The sequence below is a fragment of the Pseudomonas sp. TSO6 genome, assembly GCF_056098905.1.
Map to the genome: position 1 here is coordinate 58,601 of NZ_JBLZWV010000024.1, position 17,166 is coordinate 75,766.

General features: G+C 63.2%; 16 protein-coding genes. 12 read left to right on the plus strand and 4 right to left on the minus strand.

The window, feature by feature from the left end:
* Positions 1 to 180 precede the first annotated feature (180 nt).
* Complete coding sequence (locus tag ACN6NG_RS08575) at positions 181 to 1,335, plus strand: MFS transporter (RefSeq protein WP_474313502.1); 1,155 nt, start codon at positions 181 to 183, stop codon at positions 1,333 to 1,335.
* Between the two features lie 36 nt (positions 1,336 to 1,371).
* Here ACN6NG_RS08575 and ACN6NG_RS08580 read toward each other — a convergent pair whose 3' ends face one another.
* The 3 genes from ACN6NG_RS08580 to ACN6NG_RS08590 all read right to left on the minus strand — a co-directional run bounded on the left by ACN6NG_RS08580 (position 1,372) and on the right by ACN6NG_RS08590 (position 3,910).
* Positions 1,372 to 2,265, minus strand: coding sequence for an SMP-30/gluconolactonase/LRE family protein (locus tag ACN6NG_RS08580; protein ID WP_474313503.1), 894 nt, complete (start codon positions 2,263 to 2,265; stop codon positions 1,372 to 1,374).
* Positions 2,266 to 2,291: 26 nt separating this feature from the next.
* A complete protein-coding gene (locus ACN6NG_RS08585; RefSeq protein WP_063422690.1) occupies positions 2,292 to 3,110 on the minus strand; it encodes an NAD-dependent epimerase/dehydratase family protein in 819 nt (272 codons plus the stop codon).
* Between the two features lie 74 nt (positions 3,111 to 3,184).
* The gene (locus ACN6NG_RS08590) at positions 3,185 to 3,910 is read right to left on the minus strand and encodes an oligogalacturonate-specific porin KdgM family protein (protein WP_063422691.1); all 726 of its coding nucleotides are present in this window, start codon (positions 3,908 to 3,910) and stop codon (positions 3,185 to 3,187) included.
* Between the two features lie 342 nt (positions 3,911 to 4,252).
* On the opposite strand from ACN6NG_RS08590, the gene ACN6NG_RS08595 reads away from it, so the two are divergent.
* From ACN6NG_RS08595 to ACN6NG_RS08635, 9 genes are all read left to right on the plus strand, one after another.
* Positions 4,253 to 5,407, plus strand: a complete 1,155-nt coding sequence (locus tag ACN6NG_RS08595) for a mandelate racemase family protein (RefSeq protein WP_016487993.1) — start codon at positions 4,253 to 4,255, stop codon at positions 5,405 to 5,407.
* Positions 5,408 to 5,476: 69 nt separating this feature from the next.
* Positions 5,477 to 7,087 carry an ABC transporter substrate-binding protein gene (locus ACN6NG_RS08600; protein WP_019472022.1) on the plus strand — a complete coding sequence of 537 codons (1,611 nt, stop codon included), beginning with the start codon at positions 5,477 to 5,479 and terminating at the stop codon, positions 7,085 to 7,087.
* Between the two features lie 66 nt (positions 7,088 to 7,153).
* Positions 7,154 to 8,191 carry an ABC transporter permease gene (locus ACN6NG_RS08605; RefSeq protein WP_023047279.1) on the plus strand — a complete coding sequence of 346 codons (1,038 nt, stop codon included), beginning with the start codon at positions 7,154 to 7,156 and terminating at the stop codon, positions 8,189 to 8,191.
* A gap of 55 nt (positions 8,192 to 8,246) precedes the next feature.
* Positions 8,247 to 9,857 (plus strand): ABC transporter substrate-binding protein, encoded by a 1,611-nt coding sequence (locus ACN6NG_RS08610; protein ID WP_474313506.1) that lies wholly within the window; start codon positions 8,247 to 8,249, stop codon positions 9,855 to 9,857.
* A gap of 62 nt (positions 9,858 to 9,919) precedes the next feature.
* On the plus strand, positions 9,920 to 10,837 hold the full coding sequence (locus ACN6NG_RS08615) for an ABC transporter permease (protein WP_023047280.1): 918 nt from the start codon (positions 9,920 to 9,922) through the stop codon (positions 10,835 to 10,837).
* A gap of 11 nt (positions 10,838 to 10,848) precedes the next feature.
* Positions 10,849 to 11,688, plus strand: coding sequence for an ABC transporter ATP-binding protein (locus ACN6NG_RS08620; RefSeq protein ID WP_024717435.1), 840 nt, complete (start codon positions 10,849 to 10,851; stop codon positions 11,686 to 11,688).
* A gap of 10 nt (positions 11,689 to 11,698) precedes the next feature.
* Complete coding sequence (locus ACN6NG_RS08625) at positions 11,699 to 12,475, plus strand: ABC transporter ATP-binding protein (protein WP_063422694.1); 777 nt, start codon at positions 11,699 to 11,701, stop codon at positions 12,473 to 12,475.
* Positions 12,476 to 12,544: 69 nt separating this feature from the next.
* Positions 12,545 to 12,913 (plus strand): 5-carboxymethyl-2-hydroxymuconate Delta-isomerase, encoded by a 369-nt coding sequence (locus tag ACN6NG_RS08630; protein WP_063422695.1) that lies wholly within the window; start codon positions 12,545 to 12,547, stop codon positions 12,911 to 12,913.
* A gap of 63 nt (positions 12,914 to 12,976) precedes the next feature.
* Positions 12,977 to 14,791: a glycosyl hydrolase family 28 protein gene (locus ACN6NG_RS08635; RefSeq protein WP_063422696.1), complete on the plus strand. Its 1,815-nt coding sequence runs from the start codon at positions 12,977 to 12,979 to the stop codon at positions 14,789 to 14,791.
* A 2-nt stretch (positions 14,792 to 14,793) separates the two neighbouring features.
* On the opposite strand, the gene ACN6NG_RS08640 is transcribed toward ACN6NG_RS08635, so the two are convergent.
* A complete protein-coding gene (locus ACN6NG_RS08640; protein WP_016487986.1) occupies positions 14,794 to 15,540 on the minus strand; it encodes a FadR/GntR family transcriptional regulator in 747 nt (248 codons plus the stop codon).
* A gap of 96 nt (positions 15,541 to 15,636) precedes the next feature.
* On the opposite strand from ACN6NG_RS08640, the gene ACN6NG_RS08645 reads away from it, so the two are divergent.
* On the plus strand, positions 15,637 to 16,356 hold the full coding sequence (locus ACN6NG_RS08645; protein WP_353456197.1) for a FadR/GntR family transcriptional regulator: 720 nt from the start codon (positions 15,637 to 15,639) through the stop codon (positions 16,354 to 16,356).
* A 170-nt stretch (positions 16,357 to 16,526) separates the two neighbouring features.
* Positions 16,527 to 17,165 carry a TetR/AcrR family transcriptional regulator gene (locus ACN6NG_RS08650; RefSeq protein ID WP_063422699.1) on the plus strand — a complete coding sequence of 213 codons (639 nt, stop codon included), beginning with the start codon at positions 16,527 to 16,529 and terminating at the stop codon, positions 17,163 to 17,165.
* Position 17,166 lies beyond the last annotated feature (1 nt).

Consider the following 17,166-nt stretch of genomic DNA (forward strand, 5'->3'; position numbering starts at 1 on the left):
GCAGGCCAAGGCAGGTTGGCCTGCATTAAAAAGCCCACTGATATCGATGCCGATAATTAACTTTCAAAGCCTTCGATCTCGGCCCACGATTGCCCACCAGACCCGCCCAGCCGCCAGCTACGGCGCCTTCCAGGGCAGGTCGCCACACACAATAAAAACAAATGCCGTGTCGGAGTCCCCATGACGCAAGATTCCAAGCTGCTGCGTGCCGCGCTGATTTTCATCGCCTGTACCTCTTTCATCGTCTGTGGCGTACAACCCATCTTCATGGGGTTGGTCACGGAGCAACTGAGCCTGTCACTCGATCAGCAGGGCTGGGTGGTGTCGGTCGAGATGATCGGCATGACCCTGGGTACCTTGCTTTGCCCGGTGCTGATGAAGCGCCATGGCGGGCGCAGCCTGTGCCTGTTGGTTGGCGCCCTGTGCGTGGCCTTGAGCATCGCGACCGCCTTTGCCACCACCAACACCATGCTACTGATCGTGCGCCTGGCGGCCGGCACCTGTGCGGGGCTGGTGTATGCGTATGCGGTGTCCACGCTGGGCCGCTTGCCCAACCAGGACCGTTCGTTCGGGTTGATGCTGTTGCTGCAAACCCCAGAGTACTCGCTGTTTTCCGCAGCGTTGCCGTTGCTGGCCGCGCAGAGTGGCACGGTAACCGCCCTGTGCGCGTTCGGCCTGTGGTACTTGCTCATCTGTGGCGCCAGCCTGGTGCTGCCGCGTCGCCCAGCGGCGTTGCTGGCCAGTGGCGAAGCCTCGCCTGCCCAGGGTGGTTCGGCGCGCACGGGGCGCACTGCGTTGGTGGGCATGCTGTTCATGCAGATCGCCATCTACTGCGTATGGGGCTTCATTGACCAGTTGGCGCGAGACCAGGGTATCAGCGGGGTGGATATCGGCTGGGCGTTTGGCCTGTCGGCCCTTGGTGGTTTGCCGGGTGCGGGGCTGCCTAGCCTGCTGGGTGCGCGGGTCAATCGCCAGCTGATGATCGCCGGAGGGCTGGTGGCGGTGTTCATTTCCATCGCCATGCTCACCGGCCATACCCGCACGCCGATGCAGTTGTTCGTGGCGTTGTTGCTGATCAACTTTGGCTGGGTGCTGTCGTTGTCTTACTACATGGCGCTGATCACCACCAACGACCCGACTGGCAAGCTCACGCCTTTGGTCAGCATTACCTTGATGGGGGCGGCAGCGGTGACGCCGGCGCTGATCGCCATGTTGGTGGAGGGCTCCAACCAGCAGCTGATTTTCCTGTTGGGTACCGGGGCGTTGGTGATTGCCTTTGCGGTCACCTGCCTTGGTGCAGGTCGCAGGGGGATGCCCAGCAAGGCTGCTTACTGAGCATACCCCTGGTAGCAGCCAATACCGGCCCAGGCTTCAGCCCCCGGCAATTGGTTCCGGCAAGCCCTTTACGCCGGGGTTGAGCGCGAACACGCCGCCGGCCAGTGGCTGTTCGCTCAGGTCGATGCCTTGTGGGCGAATCGATGTCACGAACAGCGTATCCAGCTGCGGGCCGCCGAATGCGCACATGGTCGGTTTCTTTACCGGTAGCGGCAGGGCGCGGTCCAGTTTCCCTTCGGGGGTAAAGCGCAGTACCTGGCCGGCATCGATCGCGCAAATCCAGTAGCAACCTTCGGCATCTACCGCAGCCCCGTCAGGTCGGCCGGGGTGCTGGTTCATGTCGACGAATATTCGGCGGTTGTGCGGTGTGCCGCTATCGATGTCGTAGTCGAAGGCCCAGATCAGCTGAACGCTGGGGTGCGAGTCGGAGACATACAGTGTTTTGCCGTCCGGGCTGAACGCCATGCCGTTGGGCACGATCAGCTTGTCCAGTCGTGCTTGCATTGGCTTTACCGTTGCGTCCGCCGTCGCGTCATATCGGTAAAGCGCACCCACCTGTTCGGCGCCCATGTTTGTTTGCATCGTACCGGCCCAGAAGCGCCCCTGGCGGTCGCAACGCCCGTCATTGAAACGCATGCCGGGCCTCGCGTGTTCGACGCTGGCGCGCTTGTCGGCAACCAGGCGACCGTCAGCCTGGGGGGTGAGGTGGAAGACCCCGCTCTCCATGGCCCCAAGCCAGTGGCCTTGCTGGCTACGGACGATGCAGCCGAGCATTTCGTCTGCGGCCCAGTGACGGGTCTGGCCATCTGGTTGCCAGCGGTGCAGGCGGCCTGCCGGTATATCCACCCAGTACAAGGCATTTTCCTGCGGGTGCCAGACCGGGCTTTCGCCTGTGGCATTGCGTGCATCGGTAATCAGTTCGGCTGTCATGGAAGAATTGCGCACTCCATCTGGGTTTAGTCGCCAAAAGGGCCGGCAGCGGTGAAGGCGCCACCTTGCAGGTGGGCTGTCGGGTCATCTGTAGCGGGCTTTGGCTGCTGCTCCAGGGCCGGGCGGAAGCGCTCGGCACTGTCCTTCGGATTAAAGTCCAGGTGTGCGGCGTGGCGGTTGTTCCACCAGAGGTCGCGGTTGGCCGAGACGCCGTACACCACGGTATGGCCGACTTTTTCGGCAAGCAATGCGCGCTCTACCAGATGCGCCAGGTCGCCGTAGCTCAGCCAGGTGGACAGCATGCGCACATTGCGTGGTGCGGGGAACGAAGAGCCGATGCGCAGGCTGACGGTTTCGATGCCGTAGCGGTGGAAGTAGAACGTGGCCAGGTCTTCGCCGTAGGCCTTCGACAGCCCGTAGTAGCAGTCTGGTCGGCGCGGCGAATGCGCATCTACCTGTTCGCCTTGAGGGTAAAAGCCGGTGACATGGTTCGAGCTGGCGAACACCACGCGCTTGATGCCGTGCTTTCGGGCGGCCTCATAGATGTGGAAGGTACCGACGATGTTGGCTTGCAGAATCTCTTCGAAGGCACGCTCGGTGGAGATGCCGCCCAGGTGCACGATGGCGTCCACATCCTGGGCCAGGGCCAATACGCCGGCCTTGTCGGCCAGGTCGCAGTTGATGACTTGCTCATGCTCGCCTGCAGCCGCTGCCATGGGGCTGATGTCTGATACGCGCACGATGTTGGCGTGTGCTTGCAGTGCTTCGCGGAGCACTTGCCCGAGCCCGCCGGCGGCGCCGGTGAGCAGCAGGCGGTTGAAGGGTTTGCGGTGGGTCGTGGTCATTGTCGGATGCCTTTTGCTGAAACTGCATGAGGGTGCCGTGGTGCAACGACACCGGCATGGTCGGGCGGTTGCCCTTACAGGAAGTTGTACTGGATACCCAGGCGCCAACGGGCCTGGCGATCGTCCGTGTAGCTGTTGACCTTGATGTCACCCACTTCCATGAAGGGCGCCCACTGTTTGTTGAGCTTGTACTTGATGATCAGGTTCTGCTCGTAGTCGCGCTTCTTGTTGTCGTAGCGGATGTAGTCGGTGGTGAAGTGGATGTACTGGTATTCGAATGCCCACGGGCCGCTGGGGGTGTAGCCGAGCCAGCCTTCAAGGCGGGTGGTGTTCTGGTTGTCCTTGGCGCGGTCCGCCTTGCTGTGGTCGATCTGGTCGCGGTCGAGGCTGCGTGCGTCGTGGCGTACGCGGGTGGCGACGTACCAGGTGTCGCTGAGCTTGTAGTTGTACTTCAGGCCGAACTTGTAGGTGGTTGCGTCCTTGGAGCTGTCCATCTGGAAGGCGGGGGTCCAGGTCGACTTGGGGCTCATCTTGTAGTTGTAGTCCACGGTGAACTCATGGCCGTTGTTGACCATGTTGTCGTAGGCGACGTCTTCGCGGTCGCCGGCAGTCTTGTATTTGATTTCTGCGGCAAACCCCAGGCCGCTGTCCTTGCGGTAACTCAGCTTTATCCGGTCGGAGTGAATGCTGTCGTCTTCGGTGAACGTGTGCCGGTAGTTGATGCTGGCGGAGTCTGCGCAGGCGTAGAACGACAGGCCGAGCGTACTGGCGGCGATGAGGCGGCGAAGTGTGTTGTTCATGCGATCTCTTTTTTTGTTTTTGTTGAGGACGTGATGAGGCGTGTGAGCAAGGTGGGTGAGGTGGTGAGCGCTCCGTGATTTTTAAAATAAGTTATCGTACGACTGTGGGGCTGTCTACGAATTATTGAAATGTTGTCTGATCACATTGCTGGATGGCTCTAAATCGGTGGTTGTGGCTTTTTGTATGCTTTGTGATGGGGGTCACAGGGTGGGGTTTAGCAGGCTATTCACGACTATTTCGTCGGTTTGAAGTGGTGCTTTTCAAATGTTGTATGATGACGTAGGATTGCCCTCAGAGCGTGACTCACCCGCCACAAATCCAATAAGAAGGCTCAGACGTCCATGATCATTACTGCTGTAAACGTCCAGGTGTTTTCCTACCCCACGCGCCGCGCTGTAGACAGCGCCGGCCATGCCCATCCGGGCGACGTGACCCAGGCCAAGATGGCCTTGCTACGCATCAAGACTGAGTGCGGCAACGAAGGCTTCGCCTTCGGCGCTCCCGAGCTGATCCGCCCGTATGTGCTGGATGGCTTCGTGCGCAAGGTGCTGGTTGGCGCCAATGCCTTCGACCGTGAAAAGATCTGGCACGACCTGGCGCACTGGCAGCGCGGCAGCGCAAGCCAGCTCACCGACCGCGCCCTGGCACTGGTCGAGCAGGCCCTCTGGGACTGGGCCGGGCGCAAGCTCAAGGTGCCGGTGCACAAGCTCATCGGTGGCTACCGCGACAAGGTTCCGGCGTACGGTTCGACCATGTGCGGTGACGAGCTGCCGGGCGGCCTGTCGACCCCTGAAGAGTACGGCCGTTTCGCCGAGACCCTGGTCAAGCGCGGCTACAAGGCGATCAAGCTGCACACCTGGATGCCGCCGGTGTCGTTCGCCCCGAGCGTGAGCATGGACATCAAGGCCTGCGCCGCCGTACGTGAAGCGGTCGGCCCCGACATCGCGCTGATGATCGACGGCTATCACTGGTACAGCCGCACCGAAGCGCTGACCGTCGGCCGTGCCCTGGAGAAGCTGAATTTCGCCTGGTTCGAAGAGCCGATGATGGAAGACTCGGCCGAGTCCTACGCGTGGCTGGCCGCCCAGTTGGACATCCCCGTGCTGGGCCCGGAAAGCCTCGGTGGCAAACACCTGAGCCGCGCCAGTTGGGTCAAGAACGATGTCTGTGACATCCTGCGTGCCGGCGTTGCCGGGGTCGGCGGTATCGCCCCGTGCCTGAAGGTCGCGCACATGGCCGAAGCGTTTGGCATGGATTGCGAGATCCACGGCAACGGCGCGGCCAACCTGGCGGTGGTCGGCGCGATCAAGAACTGCACCTGGTACGAGCGCGGCCTGCTGCACCCGTTCCTCAACTATGACGAAGTACCGGCCTACCTCAAGCGCCTGGTCGACCCGATGGATGAAGACGGCTTCGTGCACCTCTCCGACCTGCCTGGCCTGGGGGAGGAGATCGACTTCGACTACGTCGAGACCAACACGCTGCAGAGCTTCTGATTCGTGCATCGCGGCACGCCTTGGTGCGTGCCGCCCGAGAGTCCAATAACTATAAAAAGGCTATCTCACATGAGCGTTCTCCCCAAATTCTGGGCGGGGGTCCTGGCCGCATCGCTGGCGATGACGTCGGTACCTGCCGCTTTCGCCAAGACCCCCGCCGACCAGTTGATCGTCGGCATGAGCATGATCAACCTGCTGTCGCTCGACCCGGCCGCCGCCACCGGCCTGGATGTCTCCGAGGTCAATGCCAACCTCTACGACATGCTGCTGGTGCAGGACGTCAAGCAGCCGGACCAACTGGTACCGGCCCTGGCGCAAAGCTGGCAGGTCAGCGACGACCGCAAGACCTTGACCTTCACGCTGCGCCCCGGCGTGACCTTCCAGTCGGGCAACCCGCTCACTGCCGAAGACGTCGCCTGGTCGTTGCAGCGCGTGCTCAAGCTCAATCTGGCCCTGGCCTCGACATGGAAGGCTTACGGCTTCACCGCCGGCAACGCCGCCCAGTACCTGCGCGCCGCCGACGAGCACACCTTTGTCCTCGAGCTGCCGCGGCCAACCGACCCGATGTTGGTGCTCAACACCCTGGCGACCTCGCCCAGCGCCTTTATCCTCGACCGCAAAGTGGTTCAGCAACACCAGAAGGGCGACGACATGGGCGGCGCCTGGCTGACCACCCACGCCGCCGGCAGCGGCCCGTTCATCCTCAATGACTGGCGCGCCAACGATGTGATCCTGATGAGCCGCTACGACGGTTACTGGGGTGGCCCGGCCAAGCTCAAGCGCATCGTCATGCGCAACATGACCGAGTCGCAGTCGCTGCGCCTGATGGTCGAGCGCGGGGACCTGGACCTGGCCAAGGGCATGTCCGCACCCGACATCGAAGCCCTGGAGAAGTCCGACAAGGTGCGCACCCAGACCGTGCAGCGCGGGACCCTCTACTACGTTGCCCTGAGCGTCAAGAACAAGCCCTACGATGACGCCCGCGTGCGCCGCGCGGTGCGTTCGCTGATCGACTATCAAGGCATCAACCAGACCGTCATGCCGCACTACGGCCAGCTCAACCAGCGCCCATTGCCGCTCGGCCTGCCGGCACGGCTGGACGATCCGGGCTACACCCTGAACGTCGCCGAGGCGAAAAAACTGCTGACCGAAGCCGGTTACCCGAATGGCTTCAAAACCACCATCCGCGTGCTCACCGAGCCGCCATTCATCAACATCGCCTCCAGCCTGCAGGCGACCCTGGCCCAGGCCGGCATCCAGGCGACCATCGTCACCGGCACCGGCAACCAGATCTACGGCGCCATGCGCGAACGCAGCTTCGACATCCTGGTCGGCCGCGGCGGTGGCGGGGCCGAGCGTCATCCGCATTCGAGCCTGCGGACCCTGGTGTACAACCCGGACAACCGCGACGAAGCCAAGCTGAGCAACTTCCAGGGCTGGCGCACGTCGTTCTACAGCCCCGAGTTGAACGCGCTGATCGAGCAGGCCGAAGTCGAGCCTGACAAGACCAGGCAACTGGCCCAGTACCAGCAGATCCAGAAGACCCTGGACGCGCAGGTCGGGGCGATCCTGCCGGTGTCGCAGATGACCGACACCGTGGTGGTCTACCACGATGTTCAGGATTACCAGACCCACAGTGCGGCCACCACCCGCTACAAAGACGTCTACAAGTCGCGATGAGCGGGAGCGGGGCGTGCGCGCCCCGAACGCCTCGGTGTTGGCTGAACGCATTTTCAGGAGCCTGTTATGTTAGTTTCGACTGCCTCTGTGCTGGGCACGCGCGTGTCTGGCACTGCCCGCCGGGCCAGCACGGTCCTGGTGACCCTGCTCGGTCTGTTGGCGCTGACCTTCTTCATTGGTCGGGTGATGCCGCTGGACCCGGTGCTGGCCGTGGTCGGGCCGGACGCCGACAGCTCCACCTACGATCAGGTGTACCGGGCGATGGGCCTGGACCAGCCGATCTGGGTGCAGTTCGGGCTGTACCTCAACGACCTGCTCCACGGTGATTTCGGCAACGCCCTGCTGACCGGCCACCCGGTGCTGGACGACATCAAGCGGGTGTTCCCGGCGACCATCGAGTTGGCCACCCTGGCGATCCTCTTCGGCATCGTCATCGGCTTGCCACTAGGCGTGGTCGCGGCCAGCAACCAGGGCCGCCTTGGCGACCATGTGGCACGGGTGATCACCCTGTTCGGTTACTCCACGCCGATCTTCTGGGTCGGCATGATGGGCCTGCTGGTGTTCTACGCCTGGCTCGGCTGGGCCGGCGGGGCAGGGCGCATCGACCTCGCCTACGACGGCATGGTGCCGGACATCACCGGCCTGCTGCTGATCGACACGGCCCTGGCCGGCGACTGGGAAGCCTTCACCAGCGCGCTGCGGCACATCGTCCTGCCGGGGCTGATCCTGGGCCTCAACTCGGTCGCCTACATCAGCCGCATGACCCGCAGCTTCATGCTTGAACAGCTGTCCCAGGAATACATCATCACCGCCCGGGTCAAGGGCCTGTCGCGCCGCCAGGTGGTCTGGGGCCATGCCTTTCGCAACATCCTCGTGCAACTGCTGACGGTGGTCGCTTTGGCCTACGGCTCGCTGCTCGAAGGCGCGGTACTGATCGAAACGGTGTTTGCCTGGCCAGGTTTCGGCCAGTACCTGACCAGCAGCCTGATGCTCGGGGACATGAACGCGGTGATGGGCTGTGTGCTGGTGATCGGGCTGATCTTCGTGGCCTTGAACCTGATCAGCGACGCCCTGTACAAGGTGTTCGACCCAAGGACCCGTTAAGCCCCGCGCGGCCAGCGCGAACACAGTGCATGACTATAAAAACAAGGACAGCCACATGAAAACTGTACTTCCGATCCTGCGCCTGAGCCTGCTGGGTGCGATGCTGGCACTGGGGCCGATGGCCGCCGTGCAGGCCAAGACCCCCGCCGACCAGTTGATCGTCGGCATGAGCATGGTCAACCTGTTTTCCATCGACCCGGCCAATGCCCCGGGCCTGGATGCCTCCGGGGTCAACGCCAACCTGTATGACACGCTGGTCAAGCGCGACCAGGGCAACCCGGAAAAACACCTGCCACAGTTGGCCGAACGCTGGGAGATCAGCGAAGACGGCAAGCAGGTCACCTTCCACCTGCGCAGCGACGTCAAGTTCCATTCCGGCAACCCGCTCACCGCCGAAGACGTGGCCTGGTCGCTGTACCGCGTGATGAAACTCAACTTCGGCCTGGCCACCACCTGGAAGGCCTACGGCTACAGCGTCGACAACATTCAGGGGCTAATCCGCGCCATTGACCCGCACACCCTGGTGGTCGAGCTGCCGCAGCCCGCCGACCCGCTGCTGCTGATCGACTCGCTGGCGATCTCGCCCAGCGCGGTCATCGTCGACCGCCAGGAAGCCTTGAAGCACGAGAAGGACGGCGACCTGGGCGCCGCCTGGCTGGTCACCAACGAGGCCGGCAGCGGCCCGTTCACCCTGACCAAGTGGAGCGCCAACGACGCCTTGGTGATGACCCGCTTCGACGGCTACTGGGCGGGCCCTGCAAAAATGAAGCGGGTGCTGGTGCGGCACATGACCGAGTCGCAATCACTAAGGCTGATGCTCGAGCGCGGTGACCTCGACCTGGTCTACGGCATGGCCGCGCCAGACATCAAGGCCATCGAGCGCTCGCCCAAGCTGCAGGTGCAACCGCTGCAGCGCGGCACCATGTACTACGTGGCGATGAGCATGAAGCAGCCCGAATTCGCCAACCAGAAAGTCCGCGAAGCGGTGCGCAACCTGATCGACTACAAAGGCATCGACGAGCAGGTCATGCCGCACTACGGCATGCTCAACCAGCAGCCGATGCAGCTTGGCCTCGACGCCCGCCTGCCGGACCCAGGCTACAAGATGGATGTCGCCAAGGCCAAGGCGTTGCTCGCCGAAGCCGGCTACCCGCAAGGCTTCACCACCACCATCCGGACCTTGTCCGAGCCGCCGTTCATCGACATCGCCGCGCGCATGCAGTCGACGCTCGCCGAAGGCGGGATCAAGGCCAGCATCGTCACCGGCACCGGCAACCAGGTGTATGGCGCGATGCGCGCGCGCAACTTCGAGATGATCGTGGCGCGCGGTGCCGAGCGCTACCCGCACCCGTACTTCAGCCTGCGCACCTTTGTCTACAACCCGGACAACAGCGACAGCGCGGGCCTGCCCAACTTCCAGGGCTGGCGCGCGTCGTTCTTCGATCAACAGCTCAATGCGCTGATCGACCAGGCGGGCGTCGAGCGTGACGCCGCCAAGCGCGTGAGCCTGTACCACCAGGCCCAGCAGCGCTACGACCAGCAGGTCGGGCCGATCATGATGCTCTCGCAGATGACCGACACCGCGGTGAGCGCGGTGGACGTCAAGGGCTTTACCGGCGATGACGCCGAGGCGACCCGTTACCTGGGCGTCTACAAGCAACGCTGAACCTGTCCGCGGGCGCCAGCGGGCGCTCCGGGCGGCCATGATTTCACACCGAGAACATGCCGATGATTGCCAACATGTCTTCTACCCAAGCAAGCGCCAAGCCGCAGGCCGACACCACGCCGGCTTCCAGCCTCGACGCCTTTTACAAAAGCAGCCTGCGGGTGCTGCGCCACCTGTTGCGCAACCCCATGACCCTGGCCGGGCTGCTGGTGGCCGTGCTGCTGATCGTGGTCGCCACCTTTGCCCCGTGGATCGCCACCCATGACCCGGTGGTGCAGAACCTCGCCAACGCCCTGCAGGCCCCCGGTGCCGCGCACTGGTTCGGCACCGACGAATACGGCCGCGACATCTTCAGCCGGTTGGTCTACGGCTCACGCATCACCCTCTACATCATTACCCTGGTGACCGTTATCGTCGGACCGATCGGGCTGTTCATCGGCACTGTGTCGGGCTACTACGGTGGCATCGTCGACACGGTGTTCATGCGCATCACCGACATCTTCATCTCGTTCCCCAGCCTGGTCCTGGCACTGGCGTTCATCGCTGCCCTTGGCCCTGGCCTGGAGCATGCCGTGGTCGCCATCGCGCTGACCTCGTGGCCACCGATCGCACGGCTGGCAAGGGCTGAAACCCTGTCGCTGCGCAAGGCCGACTTCGTTGTCGCGGTCGAGCTGCAGGGCGCCTCGTCGACGCGCATCATCCTGCGTCACATCGTGCCGATGTGCCTGTCGTCGGTGATCATCCGCCTGACCATGAACATGGCCGGGATCATCCTCACCGCCGCGGCGCTGGGCTTTCTCGGCCTTGGCGCACAGGCGCCGCTGCCGGAGTGGGGCGCGATGATCTCCACCGGTCGACGCTACATGCTCGAATGTTGGTGGCTGGTGGCGGTACCGGGTGCGGCGATCATGCTGGTGAGCCTGGCGTTCAACCTGCTGGGCGATGGCCTGCGGGACATTCTCGACCCGCGTAGCGAGTAACTGGAGGCTTTATGTCGTCGCTCAAACTCAACGTCGAAGCGCTCAACGTACGCTTCGTCAACGGCAAGAAAGAAATGCACGCGGTGCGCGATGTGTCGTTCACCCTTGGCCGGGAAAAACTGGCCATCGTCGGCGAGTCCGGCTCGGGCAAGTCGACGGTGGGGCGCAGCTTGCTCAAGCTGCACCCCGGCAGCACGCAGATCACCGCCAAGGCCCTGCAGTTCGGCGATGTCGACCTGCTCAGCGCCAGCGAAAAGGCCATGCAGAAGATTCGTGGCCAGCGCATCTCGATGATCATGCAAGACCCCAAGTACTCGCTCAACCCGGTGGTCAAGGTTGGCGACCAGATCGCCGAGGCGTACTTGGCGCACCACAAGGCCAGCCGCAGCGAGGCACGCGAGCGGGTCATGCTGATGCTGGAAAAGGTCCATATCCGCGACCCGAAACGCGTCTACAACCTGTACCCGCATGAAGTCAGCGGCGGCATGGGCCAGCGCATCATGATCGCCATGATGGTCATCACCAACCCGGAGGTGATCATCGCCGACGAGCCGACCTCGGCACTCGACGTGTCGGTGCGCCAGCAGGTGCTCAACGTACTCGAAGAGCTGGTGGTCGAGCAGCAGATGGGGCTGATCTTCGTCAGCCACGACCTCAACCTGGTGCGCAACTACTGTGACCGGGTGTTGGTGATGTACGCCGGGCGGGTGGTCGAGTCGCTCGCCGCGTGCGACCTGCAATATGCCGAACACCCGTATACCCGTGGCCTGCTGGCGGCCTTGCCGAGCATGGACAACCGCCGCCCGCGCTTGCCGGTACTGCAACGCGACCCGCTCTGGCTCACCTGCTGAGGTAACTGACATGTCCATGATCCAAGCACAATCGCTGAACCTGAGCTTCGGCGTTGGCGCCACCCTCAACCAGGTGCTGCACGACGTCGACCTGACCGTCGAGGACGGCGAGTCGTTCGGCCTGGTCGGCGAGTCGGGCTCCGGCAAGACCACCGTGCTGCGCTGCCTGGCCGGCCAGTACCGGCACTGGAGCGGGGCCCTGAGCATTGCCGGCGGTGCGTTGCAGCACAAGCTGCCCAAGGAGCACTTTCGCAAGGTGCAGATGGTCTTCCAGGACCCCTACGGCTCGTTGCACCCGCGGCACACCATCGACACCGCCTTGCGCGAGCCGCTGACCATTCATGGCATGGCTGATCGCGACGACCGGATCAACGACATCCTGGTCAAGGTCGGCCTCAATGACAGCTTCCGCTACCGCTATCCGCACCAGTTGTCGGGCGGTCAGCGCCAGCGTGTGGCGATTGCCCGCGCGCTGATCCTCGAGCCGCGTGTGTTGCTGCTGGATGAGCCGACCTCGGCGCTGGATGTCTCGGTGCAGGCGGAGATCCTCAACCTGCTGGCAGACCTGCGCCAGCGCGAGAAGCTCACCTACCTGATGGTGACCCACGACCTGGGGGTGGTCAGCCACCTGTGCGACAAGGTCGCGGTGATGCAGCAAGGGCGCATCGTCGAGCGCCTCGACAGCCAAGCGTTGAGCCAGGACCTCGCCCGTCATGACTACACCCGCATGCTGGTCCAGGCCAGCCGTGACTTCAGCGCCGAATCGCCGCGTGCCGTCTCTGCCTGAACCCCTCCCAAGCCTTGCGCCTGAGCCTGCGGGGCAGGGCGCACAGGGCTGCCGATCAAGGAATCCACCATGCCTCATTGCATTATCGATTGCCCGGCCAGCTTGGCTGAGCGGGTTGGCGAGCAGACGCTGCTGGCCGCCGTGCACGACGCCATCGATGCCAGCGGGCTGTTCAAGCCCGGCGACATCAAGGCGCGGCTGAACACCTTCAGCCATTACCGCTGCGGCGCCGGGCAGGATGATTTCGTGCATGTCGCACTGTACCTGTTCGCCGGGCGCAGCGCCGAGCAGCGGCGCAGCCTCGCCTCGGCGGGGGTGGCGGCGCTGGTCGGCCTGCTGCCCGAGGTCGAGGCGCTATCAATGGATGTGAGGGAAATGGCCCGGGAGACCTTCGTCAACCGCAGCCAGTACCTCGAGCAAGCCGCGTTGACGGCCTGAGCCACGCGGCTCGGCCGCTCAAGCGTGGCGTTATCAATGGCAAAAACAAGGAAGATAAAAACCATGCCGTATGCACACCCTGCTGTCGCTGCACGCAAACACCCACTGGCGGGTGCACTGCTGAGTGCCCTGGCCATGGGCTGCAGCCTGCCGCTCTGGGCGCTGGACGCGCCCGCCAAACTCCAGGTGCCGACGCTGGCCTACGATGAGCAACAGATCATCCTGGTCTGGGAGAAGCCGGCCGATCACGCCGAGATCGTCGATTACCATGTCTATGCCAATGGCAAGCTGCTCGGTGGCAGCAACGCCAACAACGACCAGGTCTCACCGGCCAAGCCTTACATCGACCACTTCTACGAGCAGGACACGCAGAACTTCCATCACCGCATCGCCATTCACAGCTTCACTGCCCAAGGGCTTGCGCCCGATACTGAATACCGCTTCACCGTGCGTTCGGTCGATCGCAACGGCAAGGAGTCGGCCGACAGCCCTGTGGTGGTGCAGCGAACCACGGCCGTCCCGGCACTGTTTGACGTGCAGCAGTACGGTGCCAAGGGTGATGGCAAAGCGCTCGACACGGCCGCCATCCAGCGTGCCATCGACGCTTGCAGCAAGGGCTGCAAGGTGCTGCTGCCTGCCGGCACGTACAAGAGCGGGGCGCTCTACCTCAAGAGCAACATGACCCTGGAAATCGCCGAGGGCGCTACCCTGCTGGGCTCCGAGCGTGCCGAGGACTACCCGCGCGAAGGCTATATCCAGTACCCGTACTCCACCACCGTGCGCCCGGCCTCGCTGATCAACGCGTTGCCGCGCGACCCGCAGGCGCATCAGGCCTTCGAGAACATCCGCATCGTAGGCAAGGGCACCATCGACGGCAATGGCTGGAAGCGTAACCCGGACGTGATCGACGAGCGCGGGCAGGCCTTGCCCTTCTACCTGCCCAGCGACAACACCCGCTACATGCACGACGGCGTGCTGGCCAGGGCCCAGGTGGAGCGGGCGGTGGCCGAGGGCATGAACGTCAAGGACGCCTACGGCCAGATGCGCTCCTCGCTGATTACCCTGCGCAATGTGACCAACGTGTTCTATGGCGGCTTCACGGTGGTCAACCCGGCCTATCACGGCATCATGAACCTGGAAACGCAGAATGTGGTACTGGCCAACACCACGCACCGTACCTACGACGCCAACAACGGCGACGGTATCGAGTTTGCCAACAGCCGCGGCGCGCTGGTGTTCAACAACTTCTTCGACACCGGTGACGACTGCGTCAACTTCGCCGCTGGCACCGGTGCGGGTGCGGTCCACCAAAAGCCGCAGGAAGATGCCTGGATCTTCAACAACTATTTCCGCAAAGGCCATGGAATGATCGTGGCGGGCAGCCACACCGGCGCCTGGATCCAGAACATCCTGGCCGAAGACAACGTTTCGGACGGCACAGATACCGGCTTGCGCATGAAAAGCACCAACTTCATGGGCGGTGGCGCACGCCACGTGACCTTCCGTGATTCAGCCATTCGCAATACCGCAAAACAGGCCTTCATCTTCACCCTGGATTACAACGACCCGAACGCCAAGCTCGACTACAAGCGCTCGACGGTGGCGGGGCAGTTCCGTGACATCAAGGTCAGCGACGTGAGCGTGGAAAACGCCAGCACCGCTGCCATCGAGGTGAAGGGCGATAGCAGCCATGGCGCCTGGCATCAGGGGCTGGTGTTCGAGCGTGTACGTTTCAGCGGGCCGGCCCCGGTCAAGATCGATGGCCTGAAAGATTCGCGCTTCGTCGGGCTTCGCTTCACCCACACCGGGGGCGCCAACCCTTGGCAGGTACAGGGCAGCCAAGGGCTGGCCTTCACGGACGTGGAGCCTGCGCCTTAGCTTCAGGCCTCGCTGTAAAAAGCCTGTAGCCGTTGCGCCTCACGCAGGCGCGTACGGCTGTTGCTCAGGTGCAGGTACATGGCGGCGCGCGCCGCATCAACCTGGCGGCTGGCGATGGCATCGTAGATCTGCTGATGTTCGGCGTTGATACCGGCCAGGTAGGTGCTGCGGTTGCTTTGGCCGGTGTAGGCAGAGTTCATGCGCGTGCGGGGAATCATCTTGGTGCCCAGATGCTTCATGATATCGATCAGGTACTGGTTGCCTGCGGCCTTGGCAATTTTCAGGTGGAACTGGAAATCGGCGTTTGTCGTGCTGCCGGATTTTTCCGGGCCCTGCATCAAGGCTTCAAGTGCTTGATGCAGTTCTTCCAGCGCTTGCGGCGTGGCCCGTTCGGCGGCCATGCCGGCGGCTTGCACTTCGAGGCTCAGGCGGTACTCCAGCAGGTCGAGCACATCGGACAGCAGGCTGATGGTTGCCGGCCCCACGTTGAAGCTCTCCGGTGCCGGCATGTCCAGCACGAAGGTGCCCACACCGTGGCGGGTCTCGACCAGGCCCGCTGCCTGCATGCGCGACAACGCTTCGCGTATCACCGAGCGGCTGACACCTTCGGTTGCGATTAGGGTGGCTTCGGTGGGCAGCTTGTCGCCACGCTTGAGTGTGCCTTCGCGCATGCGCTCGGCGAAGCGTTCGACCAGCGCTTCGGCCAGGCGGCGGGGCGGTTGAGAGGGGCTGGCGGTGTGGTCTGGCATTGCTGTGCTCGCGTCTGAACAGCGGCCAGTATAGTGCGTTTTGGCACCAGGCTGCGGGTATACTCCGGGGTCTTCCGCTTATCAAGGGTTCACCCCATGGCAGCCGCCACCCCGGAAAAACGCCTGAATCTCGCCCAGCAACTGGTGCATGACCTGTCGCAGCAGATTCGCTCGGGTGAATTGCCAGCGGGTAGCAAATTGCCCACCGAAGAAGCAGTGACCAAAGCGCGAGGCGTAAGCCGTACCGTGGTGCGTGAAGCCATTTCTCGGTTGCAGGCCGAAGGCCTGGTCGAAACCCGCCGTGGTATCGGCACCTTCGTTGTAGACGCCATCCCGGCAGGTGACTTCCAGAGTACCAGCCCTGGAATGGGCGATGCTTACAACGAGGTGGCGATCATCGAGCTGCGGCTTTGCCTGGAGGTCGAGGCGGCTGCCATTGCCGCCCAGCGTGCTACCGCAGGGCAACTGGCTGCCATGCGGGCGGCGCTGGATGAGGCCGTTGATACGCAGTCAGCGCCCTGCATGCGAACCGACTTCGAGTTTCACCTGCAGATAGCCCAATGCACGGGCAACAGCTTTTTCATCGACACCATGACCCATCTCGGGCGTACCTTGTTGGCTGCGGCCCAGCAAGCCGTGCCCGGGGGCGATGCCCAGCAGCGGGCACTGGAGGCGCTGGAGCGCGAGCAAGTGCATGCTGCGATCACCCGCAAGGATGCCGGTGCTGCCCGTGCTGCCATGCGGCTGCACCTGGTCAACTGCCTGACACGCGCCCAGCGAAGCATCACCCAAGACGAACGGGGTGCCGAGCCGTAGGTGGCAGCACGGTGCATAGCAACACCGTATCCCCGGCCCTGGCCCATTGCCGTGCCTTGTCGCATGTTCAGCTCCCCCGCGTTTATCGTGTCAGTCCAGCCGAAAAAGCCGCGCAATGGCTCAATGTCTGTGGCAGTGTTGGGCATCTGGCCAGCCCCACAGGGACCGACATGCAAACTCGCAAAACCGGTGTTCGCGCCCAACAGGCCGACCGCACCCGGGACAACATTCTCAAGGCTGCGGTGAAGGTCTTCAGCAAGGAAGGCTTCACCGGTGGGCGCATCGAGCAGATCTCCACGCTGGCCAAGTCCAACGACCGGATGATCTATTACTACTTCGGCAGCAAGGAAAAGCTGTTCATCAGCGTGCTGGAGCATATCTACGCCAGCTTCAACCAGGCCGAAGCCAAGCTGCGCATCGACCTCGGCGACCCGGAACAGGCCCTGCGTGAGCTGGTGGCGTTCATCTGGGACTACTACGTGCGCCACCCCGAATTCGTCACCATCCTCGCCACCGAAAACCTTCACCAGGGCCAGCACGCGCGCAAGTCGCAGAACCTCAAGGCGCTGTCCGGTGAAGCGGTCGGCGTGCTGCGGCCGATCATTGAAGCAGGCCAGGCCAAGGGCCTGTTCCGCGACGACATCGACATCACCCACGCCTACCTGATGATTGCCTCGCTCTGCTATTTCTATAATTCCAATCGGCATACCCTCAGCTCGTTTCTGGCCGTAGACCTGGCCGACAACCAGGCCAAGGCCGACTGGCTGGTGTTTATCAGCGACCTTGCCCTGCGCGGCCTGCGTCGTTGAC